Consider the following 19572-nt stretch of genomic DNA (forward strand, 5'->3'; position numbering starts at 1 on the left):
ATCACAATCTGTTGGGTAACCCCCGTTAACCCGATACAAGGGATAGTGCCACAGCCGTTCTCAGGCGCAAGAGGGTAAATGACGGTTCCGGGACTCAGCGCGGATCGGCCCTGCGTCGATCCATCGCCTGCATCGCCCCGCCCCTGGCCGCGACGCGCGCTCCTCCCACGCCCCGCGAAAAGACAAGGGGGCGATGGCAAAAAAGAAAATAAATTTGGCTTGCCACGCAATGCCGCGCGCCGCTGATCCCATGACTTTTTGATGACGGAAAAATGACCTTGGCATCGCCGCGTCACCCTTACCGCGCCAGTCGCCGCGATCGGCCAAAGATGCGCTGGCTGGACTTGCCCTTCCCAATGCGTATAGCCGCCGATGCGAAGACCCGCCGTACAGGGCGGGCGGCAGATATAGGGATTTGGGTAAGATGACGCTCATCAAGACCGCCGACCTCATCGAAAGCGTCGCCGACGCGCTCCAGTTCATCAGCTATTATCATCCGATGGATTATATCCGCGCGCTGGGCCAGGCCTATGAAGCGGAGGCCAATCCGGCTGCGAAGGACGCGATCGCACAGATCCTGACAAACAGCCGCATGTGCGCCGAAGGCCACCGACCGATCTGCCAGGACACCGGCATCGTCAATGTCTTCATCAAATGGGGCATGGACTGCCGCCTAGACGACAATAGCCGGTCGATGCAGGAAGTCGTCGATGAGGGTGTGCGCCGTGCCTACCTCAACCCCGAAAACCGCCTGCGCGCTTCAATCCTGCGCGACCCTGCGTTCAGCCGCCAGAATACGAAGGACAACACGCCCTGCGTCCTCAATGTCGAGATGGTGCCGGGCAACAAGGTGATCGTCGATGTCGCGGCCAAGGGCGGCGGGTCGGAGAACAAGACCAAGTTCAAGATGATGAACCCCAGCGATTCCATCGTCGATTGGGTGCTGGAGATGCTCCCGCAGATGGGCGCGGGCTGGTGCCCGCCCGGCATGCTGGGCATCGGCATTGGCGGCACCGCGGAAAAAGCGGTGGCGCTGGCCAAGGAAAGCCTGATGGACCCGATCGACATGGGCGAACTCAAGGCGCGCGGGCCCCAGAACAAGATCGAAGAGCTGCGGATCGAACTGTATGACAAGGTCAATGCGCTCGGCATCGGGGCGCAGGGGCTGGGCGGACTGTCCACCGTGCTCGACGTCAAGATCCACGATTACCCCTGCCACGCGGCGGGCAAGCCGGTCGCGATGATCCCCAATTGCGCCGCGACGCGCCACGCGCATTTCACGCTCGACGGCTCGGGCCCTGCCTATCTGGAAGCGCCCAAGCTGAGCGAATGGCCGCAGGTGGACTGGAAGCCGAGCAAGGAAGCGATCCGCGTCGACCTCGACACGCTGACGCCGGAGATCGTGCAGAGCTGGAAGCATGGCGACCGGCTGCTGCTCAATGGCAAGATGCTGACCGGCCGCGATGCGGCGCATAAGCGGATCGCCGACATGCTGGAAAAGGGCGAGAGCCTGCCGGTCGATTTCAAGGGCCGCGTTATCTATTATGTCGGCCCGGTCGATCCGGTGCGCGACGAAGTGGTCGGCCCCGCCGGCCCCACCACCGCCACGCGCATGGACAAGTTCATGGACATGATGCTGGAACAGGGCCTGGCCGCCTGCGTCGGCAAAGCCGAGCGCGGCCCGGCGGCGACGGAGAGCATCAAGACGCACAAGAGCGCCTATCTGATGGCGGTCGGCGGCGCGGCCTATCTGGTCGCGCGCGCGATCAAGGAGGCGAAGGTCGTGGGCTTTGAAGACCTTGGCATGGAAGCGATCTACGAATTCACGGTCGAGGACATGCCCGTCACCGTCGCGGTCGACAGCGAGGGGCAGAATGTCCACCGCCTTGCCCCGCTGGTATGGCAGGAGAAGATCAAACGCGAAGGGTTGCTGGAACAGGCATGATCCTGCCCTTGCTTCCCGCGCTGGGCGTGGGGAGCAAGGAAGTGACTGATCCTTGTTAATCGCAGGAACTCGCGCCCTGGCCCGGCATTGATTGCCGCACCCCCAGCCGGAGTCCGCCATGTCCTTCACGCAACTCGACCCGCCCCTTCCCGTAGATATCCAGGGCAAGGGGAAGGGCTTTGCCTTTGCCGTCATCGATTATGGCCAGGAGCATAATCTCATCTGGGTGACGGGCCTGACCGATTCGGGCGAAATCTGGTGCGCGCCCAACCCCATGGTCCGTTTGCAGACCAACTGGACGATGGGCCGGGAGGCTCACCCTGGCGGCGATTGGCAGGGCGTCACGCTCGCACCACTCAATCCCAGCTAAAGGATCAGGACGCCAGCGCGCGCGGTTGAACCCGTAGGGATGCGAGATCGATCGAACGATCGAAAACGACGCCCATCCGGTCATCCTTCGACCAGCGCGCGATCGCCTGCACCGCCAGCCGATCGGACAATTCGACCGAAAAACTGGTGCCGACAGGCACATTCCACAGCCCTTCGATCAGGGCTCCCGTTTCGGAGATGTTGCGCACCCGGCCGGTATAGACATGCCCGTCATGACGCACCGCCACGGTCCGCAGCATCGTCTTGCGCTCGGGCCGGCTCGACCGATACCCCTTGGGCGTGGCGGCATTCGTGACGCCGCCGCGATGGGCGATCAGCACATCCTCCATCGGCATTGGTCGGCCATAGATATAGCCTTGGATATGGCTGCACCCCAATTGCCGGATCAGCGCCAGTTCGTCCTGTGTTTCCGCGCCCTCTGCCGTCGTGTCCATGTCCAGCGCCTCGGCCAGGCTGACGATCGCCTTGATGATCGCACTGTTGCGACTGCCGTTGATCGCCGCGCCGCGCACGAAACTTTGGTCGATCTTGATCTTGTCGAAAGGCGCTTTCTTCAAATAGCCCAGTGACGAATAGCCGGTGCCGAAATCATCGAGCGCCAGCCGCACGCCGAGCGATTTCAGGCGCGCGAACATCGAATCGGTGTCCGAATCGTCGTTCAGGAACACGCTTTCGGTGATTTCCAGTTCCAGTCGTTCCGGCGCCAGTTGCGCGGCCGCCAGCGCGTTCATAACGGTCGAGGGGAAACCGGGATTGGCGAACTGTGTCGGGGAGACATTCACCGCGACGCGGATGCCTTCAGGCCATTGTGCCGCATCCAGGCAGGCGGTGCGCAACACCCATTCGCCGAGCGGCCCGATCAGGCCGGTATCCTCTGCGATCGGGATGAAGAGCGCCGGCGAAATCGGCCCTCGCGTCGCGTGGTTCCAGCGCAGCAGCGCTTCGTAACCGGTGATCTGTTCGGTACGCGACGACACGACCGGCTGATAGACCAGATGCAGGCCGTCGGCGGCCAGCGCATGGCGCAAATCCTCCTCCAGCTTGCGCCGGTCTTCGGCATCGGCATGCATTTCGGGCGCATAGAAACGGTGCACGCCGCGCCCGTCGCCCTTGGCAGCGTATAGCGCCAGGTCGGCGTTGCGAATCAGCGCTTCGGCGGTCACGCCATCCTGGGGAGACATGGACACGCCGATGGAAACGCCAATGACCACCGATGTCCCTTCGATAGTATAGGGTTCGGCGACCGTCGCGATAATGGCTTTGGCCAGGAGTTCCAGGCCGCTTTTGTCATGATGACGCGGCAGCAATATCTTGAACTCGTCGCCGCCCTGTCGCCCGACCAGCCCCTTATCCCCCACGACGCGCTGCAACCGCTGGCTGACCTGGCGCAAGAGCGTATCGCCAGCCGGGTGTCCCAGCGAATCATTGACGCTCTTGAACCGATCCAGGTCGAGCATCATCAGCGTGCATTCACCCGGCCGGCCGTGGCGGGCAGCCACCGCCTGCTCCAGCGAACGCAGCATCTGGATGCGGTTGGCCAGGCCGGTCAGCGAATCATATTGCGCCAGTCGCGTCACTTCCGCCTGGCTGCGTCGCATTTCGGTGAGGTCCGTGCCCGACCCGCGAAAACCATGAAACTGGCCATATTCGTTGAACACCGGCTGCCCGGAGATCGACCACCAACGCTCTTCCTTCGACAAGGCCGCGCAGACGGGGATTTCGGAAAAACCGGTGCGGGCGGACAGGTGGAAGCCCAGCGTGCGTTCGCCATCGCCCGCCTGCCGGTCGCCCGGACGCAATATGTCGGTAAAGACCCGGCCGATGAGGCTGCCGCACGGCAGGTTCATCGTCTCGCACAGCGTGTCGGATATATAGGTCAGGCTCCCCTGCCGGTCGGTTTCCCAGAACCAGCCGCGTCCGCTGCGTTCATGTTCCTGCAACAGTCGGTCCGATCGCTGGGCGCGCAAGTCCTGGCGATGCATCGCCATGGCGCGATCACGATCGACCGAAGCCTGCCTGACGGTGGCGACCGCCATGACCAGCAAACCGCTGGATAGCAGACCGATCGGGATCAGCCCTGCGCTCCCAATGAAGGCCGCGATCAGCAGGCCTAGAAAATAGCTCATCCCCAGCAAGCGCCGGTCCCCGACGATACAGGCCACCAGCAAGGCCACCACCAGTTGGGACAGGGCCGTCAGCGCCGGCGAAGCCGTTTGGGTCCATCCCAACGCGCCGGCGATCCAGGCACTGTAACTAAGGCCGGACAGAAACAGCATGGGCAACATGGCCCAGGTCTGGATATGCGGCAGCAAACTGCGGAACCGATCCTGTCGCGGCAGGATCATCAACATGCCATCCACCAGGAACATCAGCCCCAGCAACAGGAACTGCGCCCAGCCCTGCTGCCGGAAGACGAGCAGCCCCAATATTAGAATGACGCACATTTTCGACAGCAGGATCAGCGGCCACAGTCGCGCGATGTGGAAAAAGCTGCCGCAAATCCAGGTCGCACCGACATCTGTACCGCTTCGCGTCAGGCCAAGCGCCATCAACAACGTGGCAGGTCGTGACAACTCTGAAGAAGACGCGCGCTTAAGAGACATGGGGCGCCTTCTAATCGCGATCTATTGACAGAGACTTACTTACAGACCGTAAATCAATGGGGCGGCATCCCTTTTCCGCCCCTGCCTGTCACACCCGCATGGGCATCAGCACATAGAGCGCCGGACTGGCGTCATTTTCCCGGATCAAGGTCGGCGCGGCGGCATCGGCCAGGTGCAGTTCAACAAGGTCGCTGTCGATCTGGCCGAGGATGTCGAGCAGATAGCGGGCGTTGAATCCGATATCAAAGCCTTCGCCCTGGAACGCGCCGGGCACTTCTTCGGCCGCGGTGCCATTTTCCGGACTTGTGACCGACAGGGTGATACGGTCCTTGTCTAGGGTCATCTTGACCGCGCGGGTCTTTTCCGTCGCGATGGTCGCAACGCGGTCGACGCCATCCTCGAAACTGCGCGGGTCTATCTTGAGCAGCTTGTCGTTACCGGTCGGGATGACGCGGCTGTAATCGGGGAAGGTCCCGTCGATCAGCTTGCTGGTCAGGATCGCACTGCCCAGGCCAAAGCGGATCTTGCTGGCCGACAGGCTGATCTGGACCGATCCTTCCACTTCGTCGAGCAGCTTGCGCAATTCGCCGATGCATTTGCGCGGAACGATGATGCCGGGCATGCCGTCAGCGCCATCGGGCCGCGGCACGGTGACGCGGGCCAGGCGATGGCCGTCGGTCGCCGCGGCTTTCAGCACGGGCTGCCCCTCATCGGACACATGAAAATAGATGCCGTTCAGATAATAGCGTGTTTCCTCGGTCGAAATCGCAAAGCGCGTCTTGTCGATGATCTGCTTCAATGTTTCGGCCGGCAGTTCGAACTGCGTCGGCAGGTCGCCCTCGGCAATCACGGGAAAATCGTCGCGCGGCAGCGTCGACAGGTTGAAGCGCGCGCGCCCCGCCTGGATCAGCATCTTGCCGTCGGCGGCCTGCAACGACACCTGGCTGCCTTCGGGCAGCTTGCGCGCTATATCGAACAAGGTGTGGGCGGAAATGGTCGTCGCGCCGGGCTGCTCCACCTGTGCGGAGATGCTTTCGACCACCTGAAGGTCAAGGTCGGTCGCCATTAGCTTGATCGCGCCGTCGGCCGATGCCTCGATCAGCACGTTGGACAGGATGGGAATGGTATTGCGCCGCTCGACCACCGACTGGACGTGGCTCAGGCTCTTGAGGAGCGTTGCGCGTTCGATGGTGGCCTTCATGTCCCTGTTCTGTCCGTTCTTTTTAAGCCGAGAGCCGGGGGTTCGGTCGAATCCCGGCGACACTGATGGATGCTTCTTCATAACCACTGTTGTCGTCCCTGCAAGCGTGGCATCGCCCTTTCATTACGGATGGGGTTGCAAATGAGGGCGGCTTGCGCTTTGCCCTGGCAATGCGCCGCGCCCTCGCCTGCCTTGTCCCGCTGCTGCTCGCGCCGCCGCCCGCCATCGCGCGCGATTCACTGGGCATTTTCGAAAGCTGGGGGGCATTTCGCGATCCTGCGGCAGGACAATCAGCGCCGCGCTGCTATGCCATTGCCCAGCCGCAGGTCCGGCGCGGCCGCGCGCCGCGGGGCTTTGCCGCCGTAGGCAACTGGCCGCGCGACCATGTGCGCGGACAGGTCCATTTTCGCCTCAGCCGCGCCCACTCACCCGACGCCCCGGTTCGCCTGAGCGTGGGCGAGCGCCGCTTCACATTGGTGGCGGGGCAGGTCGACGCCTGGGCCACGGACGCCCGCGCCGATGCGCAGATCATCGCCGCCATGCGTTCGGCCACCAGCATGAGTGTGTCCAGCGTTGGCGCGGACGGCCGCGCCTTTGCCGACAGCTACGCCCTGCGCGGCGCGGCCACGGCGATCGACGCCGCCGCGCTGGGCTGCGCGCGCCTGCGCTAAGCCCGGCTCCGCCTTACATTTGCCCGAAAATTCCGCTATGGCGCGGCCATGCAGACATCCGCCAGCCCCCTGATGCCGATTCCCGGCGCTATTGATCCTGTGCCCGTGCCGCGCGCCGTGACGCCGCGAGAGGATGGGCGCGTTGACCTGATGGGCCTGTCCCGCGCGCAGATCAAAAGCGTGTTCGAGGAAGCGGGGCTGGACGCCAAGGCGGCAAAGCTGCGCTCCAAGCAGATTTTCCATTGGCTCTATCATCGTGGCGAAACCGATTTCGACGCCATGACGGACCTTGCCAAGCCGATGCGCGGCTGGATGGCGGAGCGATTCGTGGTTGGGCGCCCCCAGGTGGTCGAAGCGCAGGTGTCGAGCGACGGTACCCGTAAATGGCTGCTGCGATCCGATGACGGTCAGGATTATGAGATGGTCTTCATCCCTGATGCAGACCGGGGCACGCTGTGCGTTTCCAGCCAGGTCGGCTGCACATTGAACTGCTCCTTCTGCCATACCGGCACGATGCGGCTGGTGCGCAACCTGACGCCGGGCGAGATCGTCGGGCAGGTCATGCTGGCCCGCGACGCACTGGGTGAATGGCCCAAGGGCAGCATGGCGTCCGCCAATGATGACGAGGAAAGCGACGAGGCGTCGCATTCCACGTCTGACGGCCGGATGCTGACCAACATCGTGATGATGGGCATGGGCGAACCGCTCTATAATTTCGATCATGTCCGCGACGCGCTCAAGGTCGTGATGGATGGCGATGGGCTGGCCCTGTCCAAGCGGCGCATCACTTTGTCGACCAGCGGCGTCATCCCGATGATGGCGCGCGCAGGTGAGGAAATCGGCGTCAACCTCGCCGTATCGCTCCATGGCGTGACCAAGGATGTGCGCGACGAGCTGGTGCCGCTCAACCGCAAGTTCGGGATTGAGGCGCTGCTGGCCGCCTGCGCCGCCTATCCCGGGGCGAATAATGCCCGGCGCATCACCTTTGAATATGTGATGATCAAGGACAAGAATGACAGCGACGCGGACGCGCGCGAGCTGGTGCGGCTGCTGCGGCATTATAAGCTGCCGGCGAAGGTCAATCTGATCCCGTTCAATCCGTGGCCGGGCACCGATTATGAATGTTCCACGCCCGAACGGATCAGGCGCTTTTCCGACATCGTGTTCGAAGGCGGCATTTCCGCGCCGGTCCGCACCCCTCGCGGTCGCGACATCATGGCGGCGTGCGGCCAGTTGAAAAGCGCCAGCGAGAAAAAGAGCAAGGCCGAGATGCGCCGCCTCGCCGAAGAGAAGCAAGCCGCGCTGGGATGACCCGGGGCTGACAGGCTGCGCGTCAAAGCGCAATCAGAACCCCGCCCTCACCCGGCGGGGTTTTTCAGTTTAGGAGGGAATGAGGATGACGGACGAGGACATAAGGGCAATCGCGGACGCCTTCATCGCCCGCACCTTGCCCAAGGCCGATTGGACGCATGACGCGCATTTCGCGACCGCGCTCTGGCTCATGCTGAAACGACCGGACCTGCGGCCCGAACGCGACATGGGGGCGCTGATCCGACGCTATAATGAAAGCGTTGGCGGGGTGAACGATGACAATAGCGGCTATCATGAGACGATCACACAGGCATCCTTGCGCATGGCGCGGCGGCTGCTGGCGGATCTGCCTGACGATGTCGCCCCTTCGGTGGCTTTTGCCGCGGTCAAGGCGTCGCCGCTAAGCGACAAGGATTGGCTGTTCGCCTATTGGTCGCGCAGCGCTTTGATGACGCCGGCGGCGCGGCGCGACTGGCTGGAACCGGACATCAAGCCCATGCCCGCCTGAATCGCTGACGAAAAAGGGCGGCCCCCTTGGGGACCGCCCTTCGCTTGATCTGATCGTGAGAGAGCGATCAGAACGACGTGGATCAGAAGCGGAAGCCCACCCCGACCATGGCGGCGTCGCGGCCACCGACATTCTGTTCATATTCGGTGCGCTGATATTCGGCCGAGATATAGGTGTTCGGCGTCGCGGCGAACTCCAGGCCGCCGCCATAGCGCACGCCTTCCAGGCCTGCTCCGTCGCCATCGAATTCGAAGCGGGTCGAGGCATAGCCTACCTTGCCGAAAGCGAGGACGCGCGGGGTCACGACATAGCCGGCGCGCAGCGACGCGGCGATGTCGCGGCTGACGTCGAGGCCGCTGTCATCGACCGTGGTGTCGCCCAGGCTCACTTCAACGCCGCCCGTGATGCGGGGAGCAAGCGCCAGATCGTAGCCGGCGGTCACGCCATAGGCGAAGCCATCTTCGCCGCCGATCTTGTCATAACCCATGGTGACGCCGGCGCGCGGCCCAGTGAAGGGCGCAGCGTCCTGAGCGAAGGCAGGCGCAGAAACGGCGGTGGCAGCAGCAATCGCTGCGAAAATCACAGTCTTCATAAAGTCCTCGTTTTTGTTCTTAGCGCCGCGACTTAGATATTCATCCGGCGTTCAGGTTCGATGCAAAGAGACCACGGCTTTTACCTATGGTCACTCCTGCTTCTATTCTCTCCATCTAAAGAGAGAATGGAGCGCGTTGTGCATCATCATCGCGCAACGCCCATCTAGGATCGCAGAAATCAGTTGCAAAGAGGGCCTGAATTTATTTCAATCAATTTCAGGCCCTGTGTTGCAAAACGGTGACATCCTTCCGGACCCAACCCTGTGCGACCCCTGTCGACCTGTCATGAAAGTGCGCTAGAATGACCGCCATGAATATGATGCCAGACAGCGCCGACCCAATCGTCAAGCGCCACCGCCTGTCCACCCGCCTGTGGCACTGGCTAAACGCGCTGTTGCTCTACATCCTGTTCACCAGCGGCCTTGGCATCTTCAATGCTCACCCGCGCCTCTATTGGGGGGCTTATGGCGCGAATTTCGATCCGGCCTGGCTGGAGCTGGACCGATTCGGCAGCTGGTGGACATTGCCAGCCACCTATAATTTGGCGCTGTCACGCCACTGGCATTTGACAGCCGCGCCGATCTTCGCCTTCGCCCTGCTCGCCTACATGCTCTGGAGCCTGGCCAACCGGCATGTCAGCCGCGACCTTGCCTTCCATCGCGACGAACTGGCGCCCCGACATGTGTGGCAGGATATCAAGGATCATGCGCGGCTGCGCTTCCCGACGGGAACGGCGGCGCTGCGCTACAATGTCTTGCAAAAAGCGAGCTATATCGGCGTGATTTTCGTGGCGCTGCCGCTTGTCATCCTGACCGGCCTGACCATGTCGCCAGGCATGAATGCCGCCTTGCCCTGGCTGGCGGACCTGTTCGGCGGGCGGCAATCGGCGCGCTCGATCCATTTCATCGCCGCCTTCGCGCTGGTCGCCTTCTTTCTGGTCCATATCCTGATGGTCCTCTTGGCCGGACCGGTGAACGAGGTGCGATCCATGATCACCGGGCGCTACAAGGTGCCGGAGGAACGCCCATGATCCTCGCCCGCCGCGCGCTGCTGCTGGGTGCGACCGCCGCCCTCACTGGCTGCGATCGCCTCGCCCGGAACGAGACTGTCCGAAATGCCCTCTTTTCCGCCGAGAATTTCCACAAATGGGCACAGCGCAGCTTGATGGCGCGCGATGCGCTGGCGCAGGAATTCCGGCCCGACCAGATTTCGCCGGTCTTTCGCGCCAATGGCACCGCCAATCCGAACACGCCCGAATACAAGGCGATCTGGCGCACGGGCTTTGCCGACTGGCGCCTGCGCGTCGATGGCAAGGTCGCTCGGCCGCTGTCGCTTTCACTGTCGCAACTGCGAACCCTGCCCCACCGCGAGCAGATTACCCGCCATGACTGCGTCGAAGGCTGGAGCGCGATCGGCAAATGGCGCGGCGTGCCGCTGCGCACGATCCTCGATGCGGCCGGCTTGCGGCAGGATGCGCGCTATATCGTCTTTCATTGCGCCGACGATATGGGGGGCGGCCGATCCTATTATGAAAGCATCGACCTCATCGACGCTTTTCATCCGCAGACCATCCTTGCCTTCGCGCTCAACGACCGGCCGCTTTCGGTCGCCAATGGTGCGCCTTTGCGCCTGCGGGTGGAGCGGCAACTGGGCTATAAGCAGGCAAAATATCTGATGCGGATCGAAGCGGTGGACAGCATTGCGAACATCGGCCACGGCAAGGGCGGCTTCTGGGAAGACTATGCCGGCTATGATTGGTATGCCGGTATTTGACGCCTGCGTAACGACATGACACATGGAACAATATGAAGATATTCGAGCGCGTTCTCAAACGGTTGGTCACGCGTGGGCAACTGACGGTTCATTATGCCAAGGGCGGCAGCTTCACTGCGGGGCGTGCCGACCCGGAATTCCCCAACCTGGCCCTGCGCTTTCACGATAGCCGTGTCCCCTTCGACATCGTCAAAGATCCGCGCCTGGGCATGGCCGAGGCCTGGATCGATGGCCGTGTCGGGATAGAAGGCGGCGGCATCATGGAGTTCATATCCATGATCCGCGCCAATAACCCATGGGAAGCCGGGCGATCGATCGACGCGAAAAGCCGGATCAGCCGCAGCTTTAAGACCGTGCGGCAAAAACTGTGGCGCGCCAATCATAAATCGCGGTCAAAGGCGAATGTCGCCCATCATTATGACCTGTCCGGCGCGCTCTACGCGCTGTTTCTCGACCGCGACCGGCAATATAGCTGCGCCTATTTTCCCGATGCCGACAACGAAACCGGGATCAGCCTGGAACAGGCGCAGGAGGACAAGAAGGCGCATATTGCAGCAAAGCTGCACCTCAAACCCGGGATGAAAGTGCTCGACATCGGTTGCGGCTGGGGCGGCATGGCGCTCTATCTGCATCGCACCTGCGGCGTGGACGTGACGGGCATCACCCTGTCGGAGGAGCAGCTCAAGGTCGCGCGTCAGCGAGCGCAGGATGCGGGCGTCGCCGATCATGTCCGCTTCGAATTGATCGACTATCGCGACATGACCGGCCCGTTCGACCGCATCGTGTCCGTCGGCATGTTCGAGCATGTCGGCACCGCGCATTTCCGCACCTTTTATAACAAATGCCGGGAGTTGCTCGCGCCCGACGGCGTCATGCTGATCCACACGATCGGGCGGGTCGATGGACCCGGCATCACTGATGCATTCACGCAGAAATATATCTTCCCCGGCGGCTATATCCCCGCCTTGTCGGAAATGATCCAGGGCAGCGAAGGCACCCGGCTGATGGTGACGGATGTGGAGGTGCTGCGGATGCATTACGGCCTTACCATCCGCGAATGGTACAAGCGCACCATGGCGCACAAGGCGGACATCGTCGCACTGTATGACGAACGCTTCTTTCGCCTGTGGACTTTCTATCTGGCCGGCGCGGCGACCGTGTTCGAACATGGCGGCATGGTCAATTATCAGGTCCAATATGTCCGCGACCGCCGCGCGCTGCCGATCACGCGCGGTTATATGCAGGAGGCCGAAAGCGCCCTGCGCGGACGCTGAACCTTCGCTGACAGCATTATTCCCGCTCGGTTCAGTTGGCGTTCGCCAAGGTGCCTCTCATGGCTCGCCCCGACAGGCGACCGGAGAGAGGAGAGACTATATGACCCTGATCTGGAAAGCGGCCGCAGCATTCAGCCTTGCCGTCGCTGGCGTGGGTGCGGCTGCAACGCCCGCGCAGGCACAATATCACAATGCAGGCTGGCGCGACGGGCGCGATCATCGCTGGGATAATCGGCGTTGGAGCGACCGTCGGCATTGGCGCGGTAACCGCCGCGACTGGCGGCGCCATGGCGGATATTATCGGTCCCATTATCGCTATCGCCCGCGCTGCTGGACGCAATGGCGTTATGATCGCTGGCGGCACCGCGACGTAAGGGTGCGCATCTGTCGCTGATCCGATAAGGCTGCGCCGCGCCCTGCCCGGTTGATCGAACGGACCGGTTGCGGCATGGCTGGGGCATGAGCGATCCCATGCCCGTCATCCAGAGCCTGCTAGCGGGCCTGCCGATCCTGTTGCTGCATCTGGGCAGCGCGACCCTGGTGTGGCTGGCCGCGCTTGCCTTATATCTGTGGATCACGCCGCATGACGAATTCGCGCTGATCCGCGCCGGCAATGAATCGGCTGCCATTTCATTAGGCGGCGCGGCGATTGGCCTTGCCGTGCCGCTGGGTTTCTGCCTGGCCGGATCGGTCAATGTCTGGGACGTAATAATCTGGGGCAGTGTGACGCTGGTTCTGCAACTGATCGCCTTTCGCCTCGTCGACTTTCTCATCGGCACCCTATCCGCTCGGATCGAGGCGAATGAGCGGTCGGCGGCGATCTTCCTGGCGATGATGAAGGCGGCGGTGGCCTGTCTGACCGCTGCTGCGGTGGCGGGCTAAGGGCGCATGGCGGGCAAGCAGGGTTGTGGCTGCCTGCCCTTTGCTCTGGGTGCGGTGCTTCTGATCGTGGCCTGGGGCGCGCAGCAATCCGTCATCCCGCCACTCCAAGTCGAGCAATTCGATCCGCGCAGCCCGCGCCGGCCCATGCCGCAATGGGGCGACGAACAGTTTGTGATCGAGGATCGCCCTGGCGGACCCGCCGATTCCATGGGCACCGCCTTTGCGGTCGATCGGGATGGCGCGTGGTTGACCGCCGAGCATGTTACCCATGGCTGCACCCGCGTCGGACTGGAGGATGGCCGCTTCGCCCGGCCCGTCGCTCGGGTGCTGGAAAGCCGGGAGGGCGATGCGGCCGTGGTGCAGGCCAATCTCACCAGCCCCGACGCGCTCCCCCTGTCCGATCATGTGCCGCAGCCGGGGACTCCGGGCTATCATATGGGCTTTCCGGCCGGCGAACCTACCCTGGTCGTATCGGAACTGATCGGATCGGCCAGCGCCCGGCGCGGCCTTAGCGAAACCGCGCAGCCGATCCTCGCCTGGGCCGAACGCACTCGCCTGCCCGCTGGTGATGGCACGCTTTCGGGCATCAGCGGCGGCCCTGTCCTGTCCGAAGATGGCCATGTCATCGGCGTCAACAGCGCCGCCACCGATCGGCGCGGCCGGATATTGACGACAGCCCCCGATGCAGTCGTCCGGCTCGCTGTCGCCAGTCGGCTGCTCGACGAACGGCCCGTCGCCTATCCGATCGAGAATGTCGCCGACGCCAGCCGTCGTTTTGTCGCCTGGCTGGATCAGGGCGTCATCCGCCGCATCTTCTGCAATGTGGACGCGCCGGCGGGCGGTTGACGAGCGCGCAGGCCAGGCGCTAGGCGCTGCGCAACTTTGCAAGGATTTCCATCATGAGCGATACGCCCCCCGATCATCTGTCCACCAATCCCAAGAGCCCCCATTTCGACATGCATGTGCTCCAGCGCGGCATCGGCATCCGCTTCAAGGGCCGTGAGCGCAAGGATGTTGAGGAATATTGCATGTCGGAAGGCTGGATCCGTGTCGCCGCCGGCAAGACCCGCGATCGTCACGGCAATCCGCTGACGATCAAGCTGAATGGCGAGGTCGAGGCCTGGTTCGAAAATCCGGCCGAGGGCGCTGCCGACGAAAAGGCATCGGACGGCGAATGAGGGCAAAGGGGCGCCGCGATCAGGCGCCCCTTTTTGCGATCAGTTCACCATCGTCTCGCGCTTCACGTCCGCGATGATGGCGCTCAGACTCCGCTCTACCGGCGTATTGTCGGCAAATTGCAGGATCGCCGGATCAGTGCGCAGATGTGGCGCACGACCGCGCCGTTCCGCCTTGGCTTCGACTATAGCCTGCGCAGTCCGGACCGCGCGGACAGGGGCTCCTTTGCGATCCCAGCGATCGGCGTCCACCCTGGCGAAGCGGATGCTTGCGCCCAACGCAGGATCAGGCGTGAAATCGTGCAGCTTGGCCTTGGACGGATAGATGAAACCGAAGGTCGGATTGGCGCGCGCGCCCATTTGCCCGGTTGGGCTGTGCCATACCCGGACCTGGCTCCAGTCCCCTTGGTCCGAAACGTCGATCGCCAGCACATCCTCCTCGATCGCGCCGGGCACGGACCAGTTGGCATGGCGAATGAGGATTCGGCGATCGTCCAGCACGCGGCTTACCACCGCGACATGCCCCAGCGCCATTGGGCCGAACGCCCGGAACGCCAGCACCGCGCCCTTTTTAGGCGCATGCCCGCGCTTGAACCGGCCATCGGCCTGATCCCACCAGTTGAGCGCATCGCCATAAAGATCGACGCCCGATACCGTGCGCGCATAGGGCACGCATTGCAGCACCGACGCACCCCATGCTTGCGCGCCCGTCATCCCGGACAGCAACAGCGCGGCTGTCCAGACCATCTTTCGAATCATTTGCGATCCCGAAACGTCTAGAATCGCCCCACCGGGATCGACCCTATGCGCGCGTCGGTTGGCAAAAGGTTAAGGGCTCAGAAAGCAGAGCGGACCGCCGCGCCACCGGTCGTATCAGCCGACGCGATCTGCACCGGCTGGTCGATCGTCGCAGGCGCTTGAGCGTAGATGAAGCCGCGCGCCGGGTTGGAGCGCGTGCCAAGGCCGCCGATCGGGCCATACCAGACGCGCACGTCGGTCCAGTCATTATTGGGCGACACGTCGATGGCGCGCACATCGCGTTCGATGCCGCCGCGATAGGACCAGTTGGCATGGGTCAGCAACACTTCTCGATCCCCGACCACTTTGCTGACCATTGCGACATGGCCGACCGGCATCGAACGGCTGGAAGAAAAGGCCAGCACGGCGCCGACGCGCGGTTCGTGCCCACGGGCGTAGCGGCCTTCGGCCTGGCCCCACCAGGTATTGGCGTTGCCATGAATGTCGATACCGGAAACCTGGCGGGCGAAGGGCGCGCATTGCAGCGTGCCAGCAGCGGCAGGGACGGAAGCCAATGTCGAAAGCGCAAGAATAGACGCCGCGAAAAACGCGCGAAAACCAGCCAACATGTGATTGCGACCCCGACTTTTTGCTTAGGCTTGAACCCCGATGGCCGCTTTAGGGCAGACGCCGCCGAGCTTGAAAAGTCGCTGGCGACGAATCGTTTTGTCGATGCGTTATGTTGTGGAACGAAAGACATGACCGGCTGTTACGGTCAGTCGCGTTGCGGCCGTCAAGTCGCTGAACAGGCTTGGCTCCGTGCCCGTCATCCATATCTGCCCACCGGTTTCCGCCAGCCGGTCGAACAGCGCCGCGCGACGGAGCGGATCGAGATGCGCCGCCACTTCGTCAAGCAACAGCACCGGGGGCTGTCCGCGTTCGTCGGCGACCAAAGCGGCATGGGCGAGCAGAATCGACAGGAGCAGCGCCTTTTGCTCCCCAGTCGAACACAACGCCGCCGCCTGCCCCTTGGCCACATGCGTCACGGCCAGGTCGTGGCGATGCGGCCCGGACAGGCTGCGCCCGGCGGCTGCGTCGCGGCGCCGCTGTCGCGCCAGGCGCATCGCCAGCGGCTCCTCTCCTTGCGGCTCCGCCTCCTCGATGGCGATCATCGGCCGCGCAAAGGGTGCGTCCGGCTGCCGCGCCAATATATTATTGAGGCGCACGACAAGGTCCGCCCGCGCCGCGCTCAGGGCCAGACCATGGTCGTCCATCTGCGCCTCCAACGCGGACAGCCAGGCCGGATCGGCCGTGCGCAAATCGCCGAGCAACCGGTTGCGCGCGCGCATTGCCGCGTCGTAGCGCGCGCTATGCGCGGCATGGCCTGGATGCAGCGCAAGTGTCAGCCGGTCGAGAAAGCGCCGCCTTCCGCCCGGACTGTCCAGGAACAGCCGGTCCATTGCCGGTGTCAGCCATGTGATCGCGAGATGATCGGCCAGCGCATTGGCGGACGACCCGACGCCGCCGATCCGCACCTGCCGGCGTTCCGGCGCGCTTGCCGCGACGCCAGTGCCCAGCACGACCCCATCGACTTCCGCAGCGATGCCAAAGCCCCCCGCCCCCTCCTGCCGCGCCATCGCGCCCAGCGCCGCGCCGCGCAGGCCCCGGCCAGGCGCCAACATCGACACGGCTTCCAATATGTTGGTCTTGCCCGCGCCATTGTCGCCGGTCAGCAGCACGAAGGCGTGATCGGGCAGGATCAGCGCGTCCGCATGATTGCGAAAGTCGCTCAGGGTCAGGCGGCCGATCATCGCGTCGCTGTAGCGAGGACTGGAGTAGGAAGGAAGCGCGCTTCGTCAGCAGCGCTTGCGCGTCACTGCCGTCCCATCAGTGACGATGGTGAGCCGCGCGCCATCGGCCGATGGCCTAAAACTAAGGGTGCGCGTCCAGCTTTCGCCCTCACCTGTAAAGGCGGCCTGCACCTGAAGCCTGCCATCGGCCTGCTGGTTGACCGACTGCACGACGCCAACGCTTTCATGGAAAATAAGCTGGTCCGGCTCGACCGTCAGTTCCATCGCATCCGACCGGTCGCCGCAGCGGGCCTGCGTGCCCGCCCAGCGCCCCTGAACGCTGGCGGGGATCGGCCCCGCCGATGACGCGGTCGGTTCAGGCGTTTCGATGGTGGGGGCTGGCTCGACGGGGACGATCGCGTTGGCGGGCGGGGCGGGCTCATCCGTGTGGGGCAGGGCCTGGTCCATGATATTGGTCACCACCCCGGGTTGCCCGGCCTCATTGCCATTCTGCTGCCCACAGGCGCCCAGAAGGATAATCGGCATCAGGACGACGGGCAGGGGGAGCGATGTCACGCGCATGGACGAAATAACCCGGATCGCCTGCGCCTTGTTCCCGCGCCAGTCGGCGGGAACAGTTGTCGGGAAGCAGGCCCGTTACCTGCCTTCCATTCCGGCAAATCAGCAACCATGTCCCGCCCGACGGGCATTCTTGCGGAATTTTTGCGTGGCCGATCTCGTTTCTTGCCCGGACAGCTTGCGCTCGGCCCAAATCGCGACCATCACCAAAGCGCGATGCGATGACGCTGCGGACGGCCGGTTTTTCTGCGTGCACAATCCCAAGACCTGTCGTCCTGCTGCGGGAACCGCGTCCCTGAAACCGAGCCCAAATTGAACGAGGAATATGTCGATGAAGCGCCTGTCCCTGATGCTCGCTGCCACAGCCGCTTTGCTTCCTGCTGGAAACGCCATGGCGGCGCTTGCAGTGGGTGCGAAAGCGCCGGACTTCACGACCCGCGGCGCGCTCGCTGGCAAGACCTTTACGCTGACCCTGTCGCATCAGCTTAAGCGTGGGCCGGTGGTGCTCTATTTCTTCCCCAAGGCCTTCACCCCCGGCTGCTCGGCCGAAGCGCGCGAATTCGCCGAGAATATCGACAAGTTCAAGGCGGCGGGCGCCACTGTCATCGGCATGTCGGCCGATCCGGTCGACGATCTTGTGTCCTTTTCGACCAAGGAATGCGCGGGCAAGTTCCCGGTCGCATCGGCCGGATCGACCATCATTTCCGGCTATGATGTTGGCCTCAAGATGCGGCCGGGCATGACCGACCGGACCTCCTACGTCATTGCTCCTTCAGGGCGGATCGCGTTCGTTCATAGCGAAATGAACTATGCAAATCATGTGAAGAGCACGCTGGAGGCCGTCCAGTCCATGCAGGCCAAATAAGGCGACCGCTGGCGTTCATCCCTCCAGCTTGCTGAGGATGAAGGCCAGCAAAAATCCTGCGACGGCGATAAGCCCAGAAAATTCATGCGCCTCTTCGGTCGCTTCCGGGATCATCGTGTCGACCAGCATTGCCAGGATCGCGCCGGCCGCGACGGCCGTAGTCGCAGCGATGATGTCCGGGCTGGCGCCTGCCATGACGGCATAGCCAAGCGCCGCCGCCAGCCCTGACGCCATCGCGATCGCGCCCCACACGCCAAAGATATAGATTGCGCTGCGGCCTGCTTTCTTCATGCCCGCCGCACTCGACAGACCTTCGGGCACATTGGACAGGAACACCGCCGCCACCGTCACCAGGCTGACGCCTGACCCTTCCAGCAAGCTGACGCCGATTACCACCGATTCGGGAATACCATCGAGCAAAGCCCCCACGGCAATCGACAGGCCCGATCCTTCCTGCGCTGTCGCCTGGCTCTGCTTCGGGTTCGAGCCGGACCGTTTGCGATGCTTTGCGCCCGCGCGCGATACCAGGATGTTCGCGCCCGTGTAGACCAGTGCACCGCCGAAAAAACCGATCGCGGTCGAATCGAATCCGCCGCGCCGATAGGCTTCATCCATCAAATCAAAGGCGACCGCGGAAATCAGTACGCCTGACCCTGCGGCCATGATCGCAGCGATCAGCCTTTGTGGCAGGCGTGCGAAATAGGCGATCGCCGCCCCAATCAGCAACGCCGATCCGCCGACGAGTCCCCAAAATCCCGCGATTGCGGCTCCGTCCATGCAGGCAACTCCTTGAACCAACCTGATGCCAGGGGAAAGCGCAGGCGGGAGAGCCGGTTCCGGGCCGATTATCGAGGGGTCAGGAAATCGCCGCCCTCGATTCGTTCCAAGGGTGTGACGTCGCGCGCATAGATATAGGTCCATGCATCGACCTGCGCCCGGGGCCCGGCAACCGGGATCAAGGCGCGGCGATATTCCCAGGGCCGGGGAAAAGCGGGGCTGCATTCTTCATAGTCGTCCAGCCACGCAAGCGTGGATTGAGGATCGCCGAGCGCGTAGAGGTCGCCAACGACCTTGGCATTCCCGCCCGGCACCAGACCGGGATAGTCGCGGATCCGGTACAAGGCGCCGGCGGTCGTAGCGGGGCCGATCAACCTCCCCTCACGACGCAAGCGATCCGCCACCGGTCCCGCATGATCTGAGCGCAGCGTGCCATAGACGAACAGAAATGCAGCAGTCACGGCATACGGTCGCGAAATTTACCAAGTCTTTGCATA

General features: G+C 63.3%; 22 protein-coding genes. 13 read left to right on the forward strand and 9 right to left on the reverse strand.

Going from position 1 to position 19572, the window contains the following annotated elements:
* Nucleotides 1–424 precede the first annotated feature (424 nt).
* Together LL253_RS02275 and LL253_RS02280 are read left to right on the forward strand one after the other, a co-directional pair.
* The gene (locus tag LL253_RS02275) at nucleotides 425–1945 is read left to right on the forward strand and encodes a fumarate hydratase (protein ID WP_228226024.1); all 1521 of its coding nucleotides are present in this window, start codon (nucleotides 425–427) and stop codon (nucleotides 1943–1945) included.
* 118 nt (nucleotides 1946–2063) lie between these two features.
* Complete coding sequence (locus LL253_RS02280) at nucleotides 2064–2315, forward strand: hypothetical protein (protein WP_228226025.1); 252 nt, start codon at nucleotides 2064–2066, stop codon at nucleotides 2313–2315.
* A gap of 4 nt (nucleotides 2316–2319) precedes the next feature.
* Here LL253_RS02280 and LL253_RS02285 read toward each other — a convergent pair whose 3' ends face one another.
* Nucleotides 2320–4938, reverse strand: coding sequence for an EAL domain-containing protein (locus tag LL253_RS02285; protein WP_228226026.1), 2619 nt, complete (start codon nucleotides 4936–4938; stop codon nucleotides 2320–2322).
* Between the two features lie 88 nt (nucleotides 4939–5026).
* A complete protein-coding gene (gene dnaN, locus LL253_RS02290; protein WP_228220591.1) occupies nucleotides 5027–6139 on the reverse strand; it encodes a DNA polymerase III subunit beta in 1113 nt (370 codons plus the stop codon).
* Between the two features lie 170 nt (nucleotides 6140–6309).
* Here dnaN and LL253_RS02295 point away from each other — a divergent pair, with 170 nt between their 5' ends.
* The 3 genes from LL253_RS02295 (at nucleotide 6310) to LL253_RS02305 (ending at nucleotide 8629) form a co-directional block, all read left to right on the forward strand.
* Nucleotides 6310–6810 (forward strand): hypothetical protein, encoded by a 501-nt coding sequence (locus LL253_RS02295; protein WP_228226027.1) that lies wholly within the window; start codon nucleotides 6310–6312, stop codon nucleotides 6808–6810.
* Between the two features lie 48 nt (nucleotides 6811–6858).
* Nucleotides 6859–8121: a 23S rRNA (adenine(2503)-C(2))-methyltransferase RlmN gene (rlmN, locus tag LL253_RS02300; protein WP_228226028.1), complete on the forward strand. Its 1263-nt coding sequence runs from the start codon at nucleotides 6859–6861 to the stop codon at nucleotides 8119–8121.
* A gap of 85 nt (nucleotides 8122–8206) precedes the next feature.
* The gene (locus LL253_RS02305) at nucleotides 8207–8629 is read left to right on the forward strand and encodes a hypothetical protein (protein WP_228226029.1); all 423 of its coding nucleotides are present in this window, start codon (nucleotides 8207–8209) and stop codon (nucleotides 8627–8629) included.
* An 82-nt stretch (nucleotides 8630–8711) separates the two neighbouring features.
* Here LL253_RS02305 and LL253_RS02310 read toward each other — a convergent pair whose 3' ends face one another.
* Nucleotides 8712–9221 carry an outer membrane protein gene (locus tag LL253_RS02310; RefSeq protein ID WP_228226030.1) on the reverse strand — a complete coding sequence of 170 codons (510 nt, stop codon included), beginning with the start codon at nucleotides 9219–9221 and terminating at the stop codon, nucleotides 8712–8714.
* A 302-nt stretch (nucleotides 9222–9523) separates the two neighbouring features.
* On the opposite strand from LL253_RS02310, the gene LL253_RS02315 reads away from it, so the two are divergent.
* From LL253_RS02315 to LL253_RS02345, 7 genes are all read left to right on the forward strand, one after another.
* Nucleotides 9524–10252, forward strand: a complete 729-nt coding sequence (locus tag LL253_RS02315; RefSeq protein WP_228226031.1) for a cytochrome b/b6 domain-containing protein — start codon at nucleotides 9524–9526, stop codon at nucleotides 10250–10252.
* Nucleotides 10249–10995, forward strand: coding sequence for a molybdopterin-binding protein (locus LL253_RS02320; RefSeq protein ID WP_228226032.1), 747 nt, complete (start codon nucleotides 10249–10251; stop codon nucleotides 10993–10995). Before LL253_RS02315 ends, LL253_RS02320 begins: the two co-directional genes overlap by 4 nt.
* A 32-nt stretch (nucleotides 10996–11027) precedes the next feature.
* A complete protein-coding gene (locus LL253_RS02325; RefSeq protein WP_228226033.1) occupies nucleotides 11028–12269 on the forward strand; it encodes an SAM-dependent methyltransferase in 1242 nt (413 codons plus the stop codon).
* 100 nt (nucleotides 12270–12369) lie between these two features.
* A complete protein-coding gene (locus LL253_RS02330; RefSeq protein ID WP_083784892.1) occupies nucleotides 12370–12663 on the forward strand; it encodes a hypothetical protein in 294 nt (97 codons plus the stop codon).
* A gap of 65 nt (nucleotides 12664–12728) precedes the next feature.
* Nucleotides 12729–13151 (forward strand): DUF350 domain-containing protein, encoded by a 423-nt coding sequence (locus LL253_RS02335; protein ID WP_009822646.1) that lies wholly within the window; start codon nucleotides 12729–12731, stop codon nucleotides 13149–13151.
* A 6-nt stretch (nucleotides 13152–13157) separates the two neighbouring features.
* Entirely contained in the window at nucleotides 13158–13997 is an 840-nt protein-coding gene (locus LL253_RS02340) for a S1 family peptidase (RefSeq protein ID WP_228226034.1), read from the forward strand.
* 53 nt (nucleotides 13998–14050) lie between these two features.
* Entirely contained in the window at nucleotides 14051–14329 is a 279-nt protein-coding gene (locus LL253_RS02345; protein ID WP_228226035.1) for a DUF3297 family protein, read from the forward strand.
* A 39-nt stretch (nucleotides 14330–14368) separates the two neighbouring features.
* Here the strand turns inward: LL253_RS02345 and LL253_RS02350 are convergent, their stop codons facing one another.
* From LL253_RS02350 to LL253_RS02365, 4 genes are all read right to left on the reverse strand, one after another.
* Nucleotides 14369–15085 (reverse strand): CHAP domain-containing protein, encoded by a 717-nt coding sequence (locus tag LL253_RS02350; RefSeq protein ID WP_228226036.1) that lies wholly within the window; start codon nucleotides 15083–15085, stop codon nucleotides 14369–14371.
* Between the two features lie 77 nt (nucleotides 15086–15162).
* On the reverse strand, nucleotides 15163–15693 hold the full coding sequence (locus LL253_RS02355; protein WP_228226037.1) for a CHAP domain-containing protein: 531 nt from the start codon (nucleotides 15691–15693) through the stop codon (nucleotides 15163–15165).
* A 108-nt stretch (nucleotides 15694–15801) separates the two neighbouring features.
* On the reverse strand, nucleotides 15802–16875 hold the full coding sequence (gene recF, locus LL253_RS02360) for a DNA replication/repair protein RecF (RefSeq protein ID WP_228220581.1): 1074 nt from the start codon (nucleotides 16873–16875) through the stop codon (nucleotides 15802–15804).
* A 45-nt stretch (nucleotides 16876–16920) separates the two neighbouring features.
* Nucleotides 16921–17400 carry a hypothetical protein gene (locus LL253_RS02365; protein ID WP_228226038.1) on the reverse strand — a complete coding sequence of 160 codons (480 nt, stop codon included), beginning with the start codon at nucleotides 17398–17400 and terminating at the stop codon, nucleotides 16921–16923.
* A gap of 364 nt (nucleotides 17401–17764) precedes the next feature.
* Here LL253_RS02365 and LL253_RS02370 point away from each other — a divergent pair, with 364 nt between their 5' ends.
* Nucleotides 17765–18298 carry a peroxiredoxin gene (locus LL253_RS02370; RefSeq protein ID WP_228226039.1) on the forward strand — a complete coding sequence of 178 codons (534 nt, stop codon included), beginning with the start codon at nucleotides 17765–17767 and terminating at the stop codon, nucleotides 18296–18298.
* Nucleotides 18299–18313: 15 nt separating this feature from the next.
* Here the strand turns inward: LL253_RS02370 and LL253_RS02375 are convergent, their stop codons facing one another.
* Both LL253_RS02375 and LL253_RS02380 read right to left on the reverse strand, forming a co-directional pair.
* On the reverse strand, nucleotides 18314–19075 hold the full coding sequence (locus tag LL253_RS02375; protein ID WP_009822655.1) for a ZIP family metal transporter: 762 nt from the start codon (nucleotides 19073–19075) through the stop codon (nucleotides 18314–18316).
* 68 nt (nucleotides 19076–19143) lie between these two features.
* Nucleotides 19144–19536, reverse strand: a complete 393-nt coding sequence (locus LL253_RS02380) for a gamma-glutamylcyclotransferase family protein (protein ID WP_228226040.1) — start codon at nucleotides 19534–19536, stop codon at nucleotides 19144–19146.
* Nucleotides 19537–19572 lie beyond the last annotated feature (36 nt).

The organism is Sphingobium soli (assembly GCF_020782245.1).
GTDB lineage: Bacteria > Pseudomonadota > Alphaproteobacteria > Sphingomonadales > Sphingomonadaceae > Sphingobium > Sphingobium soli.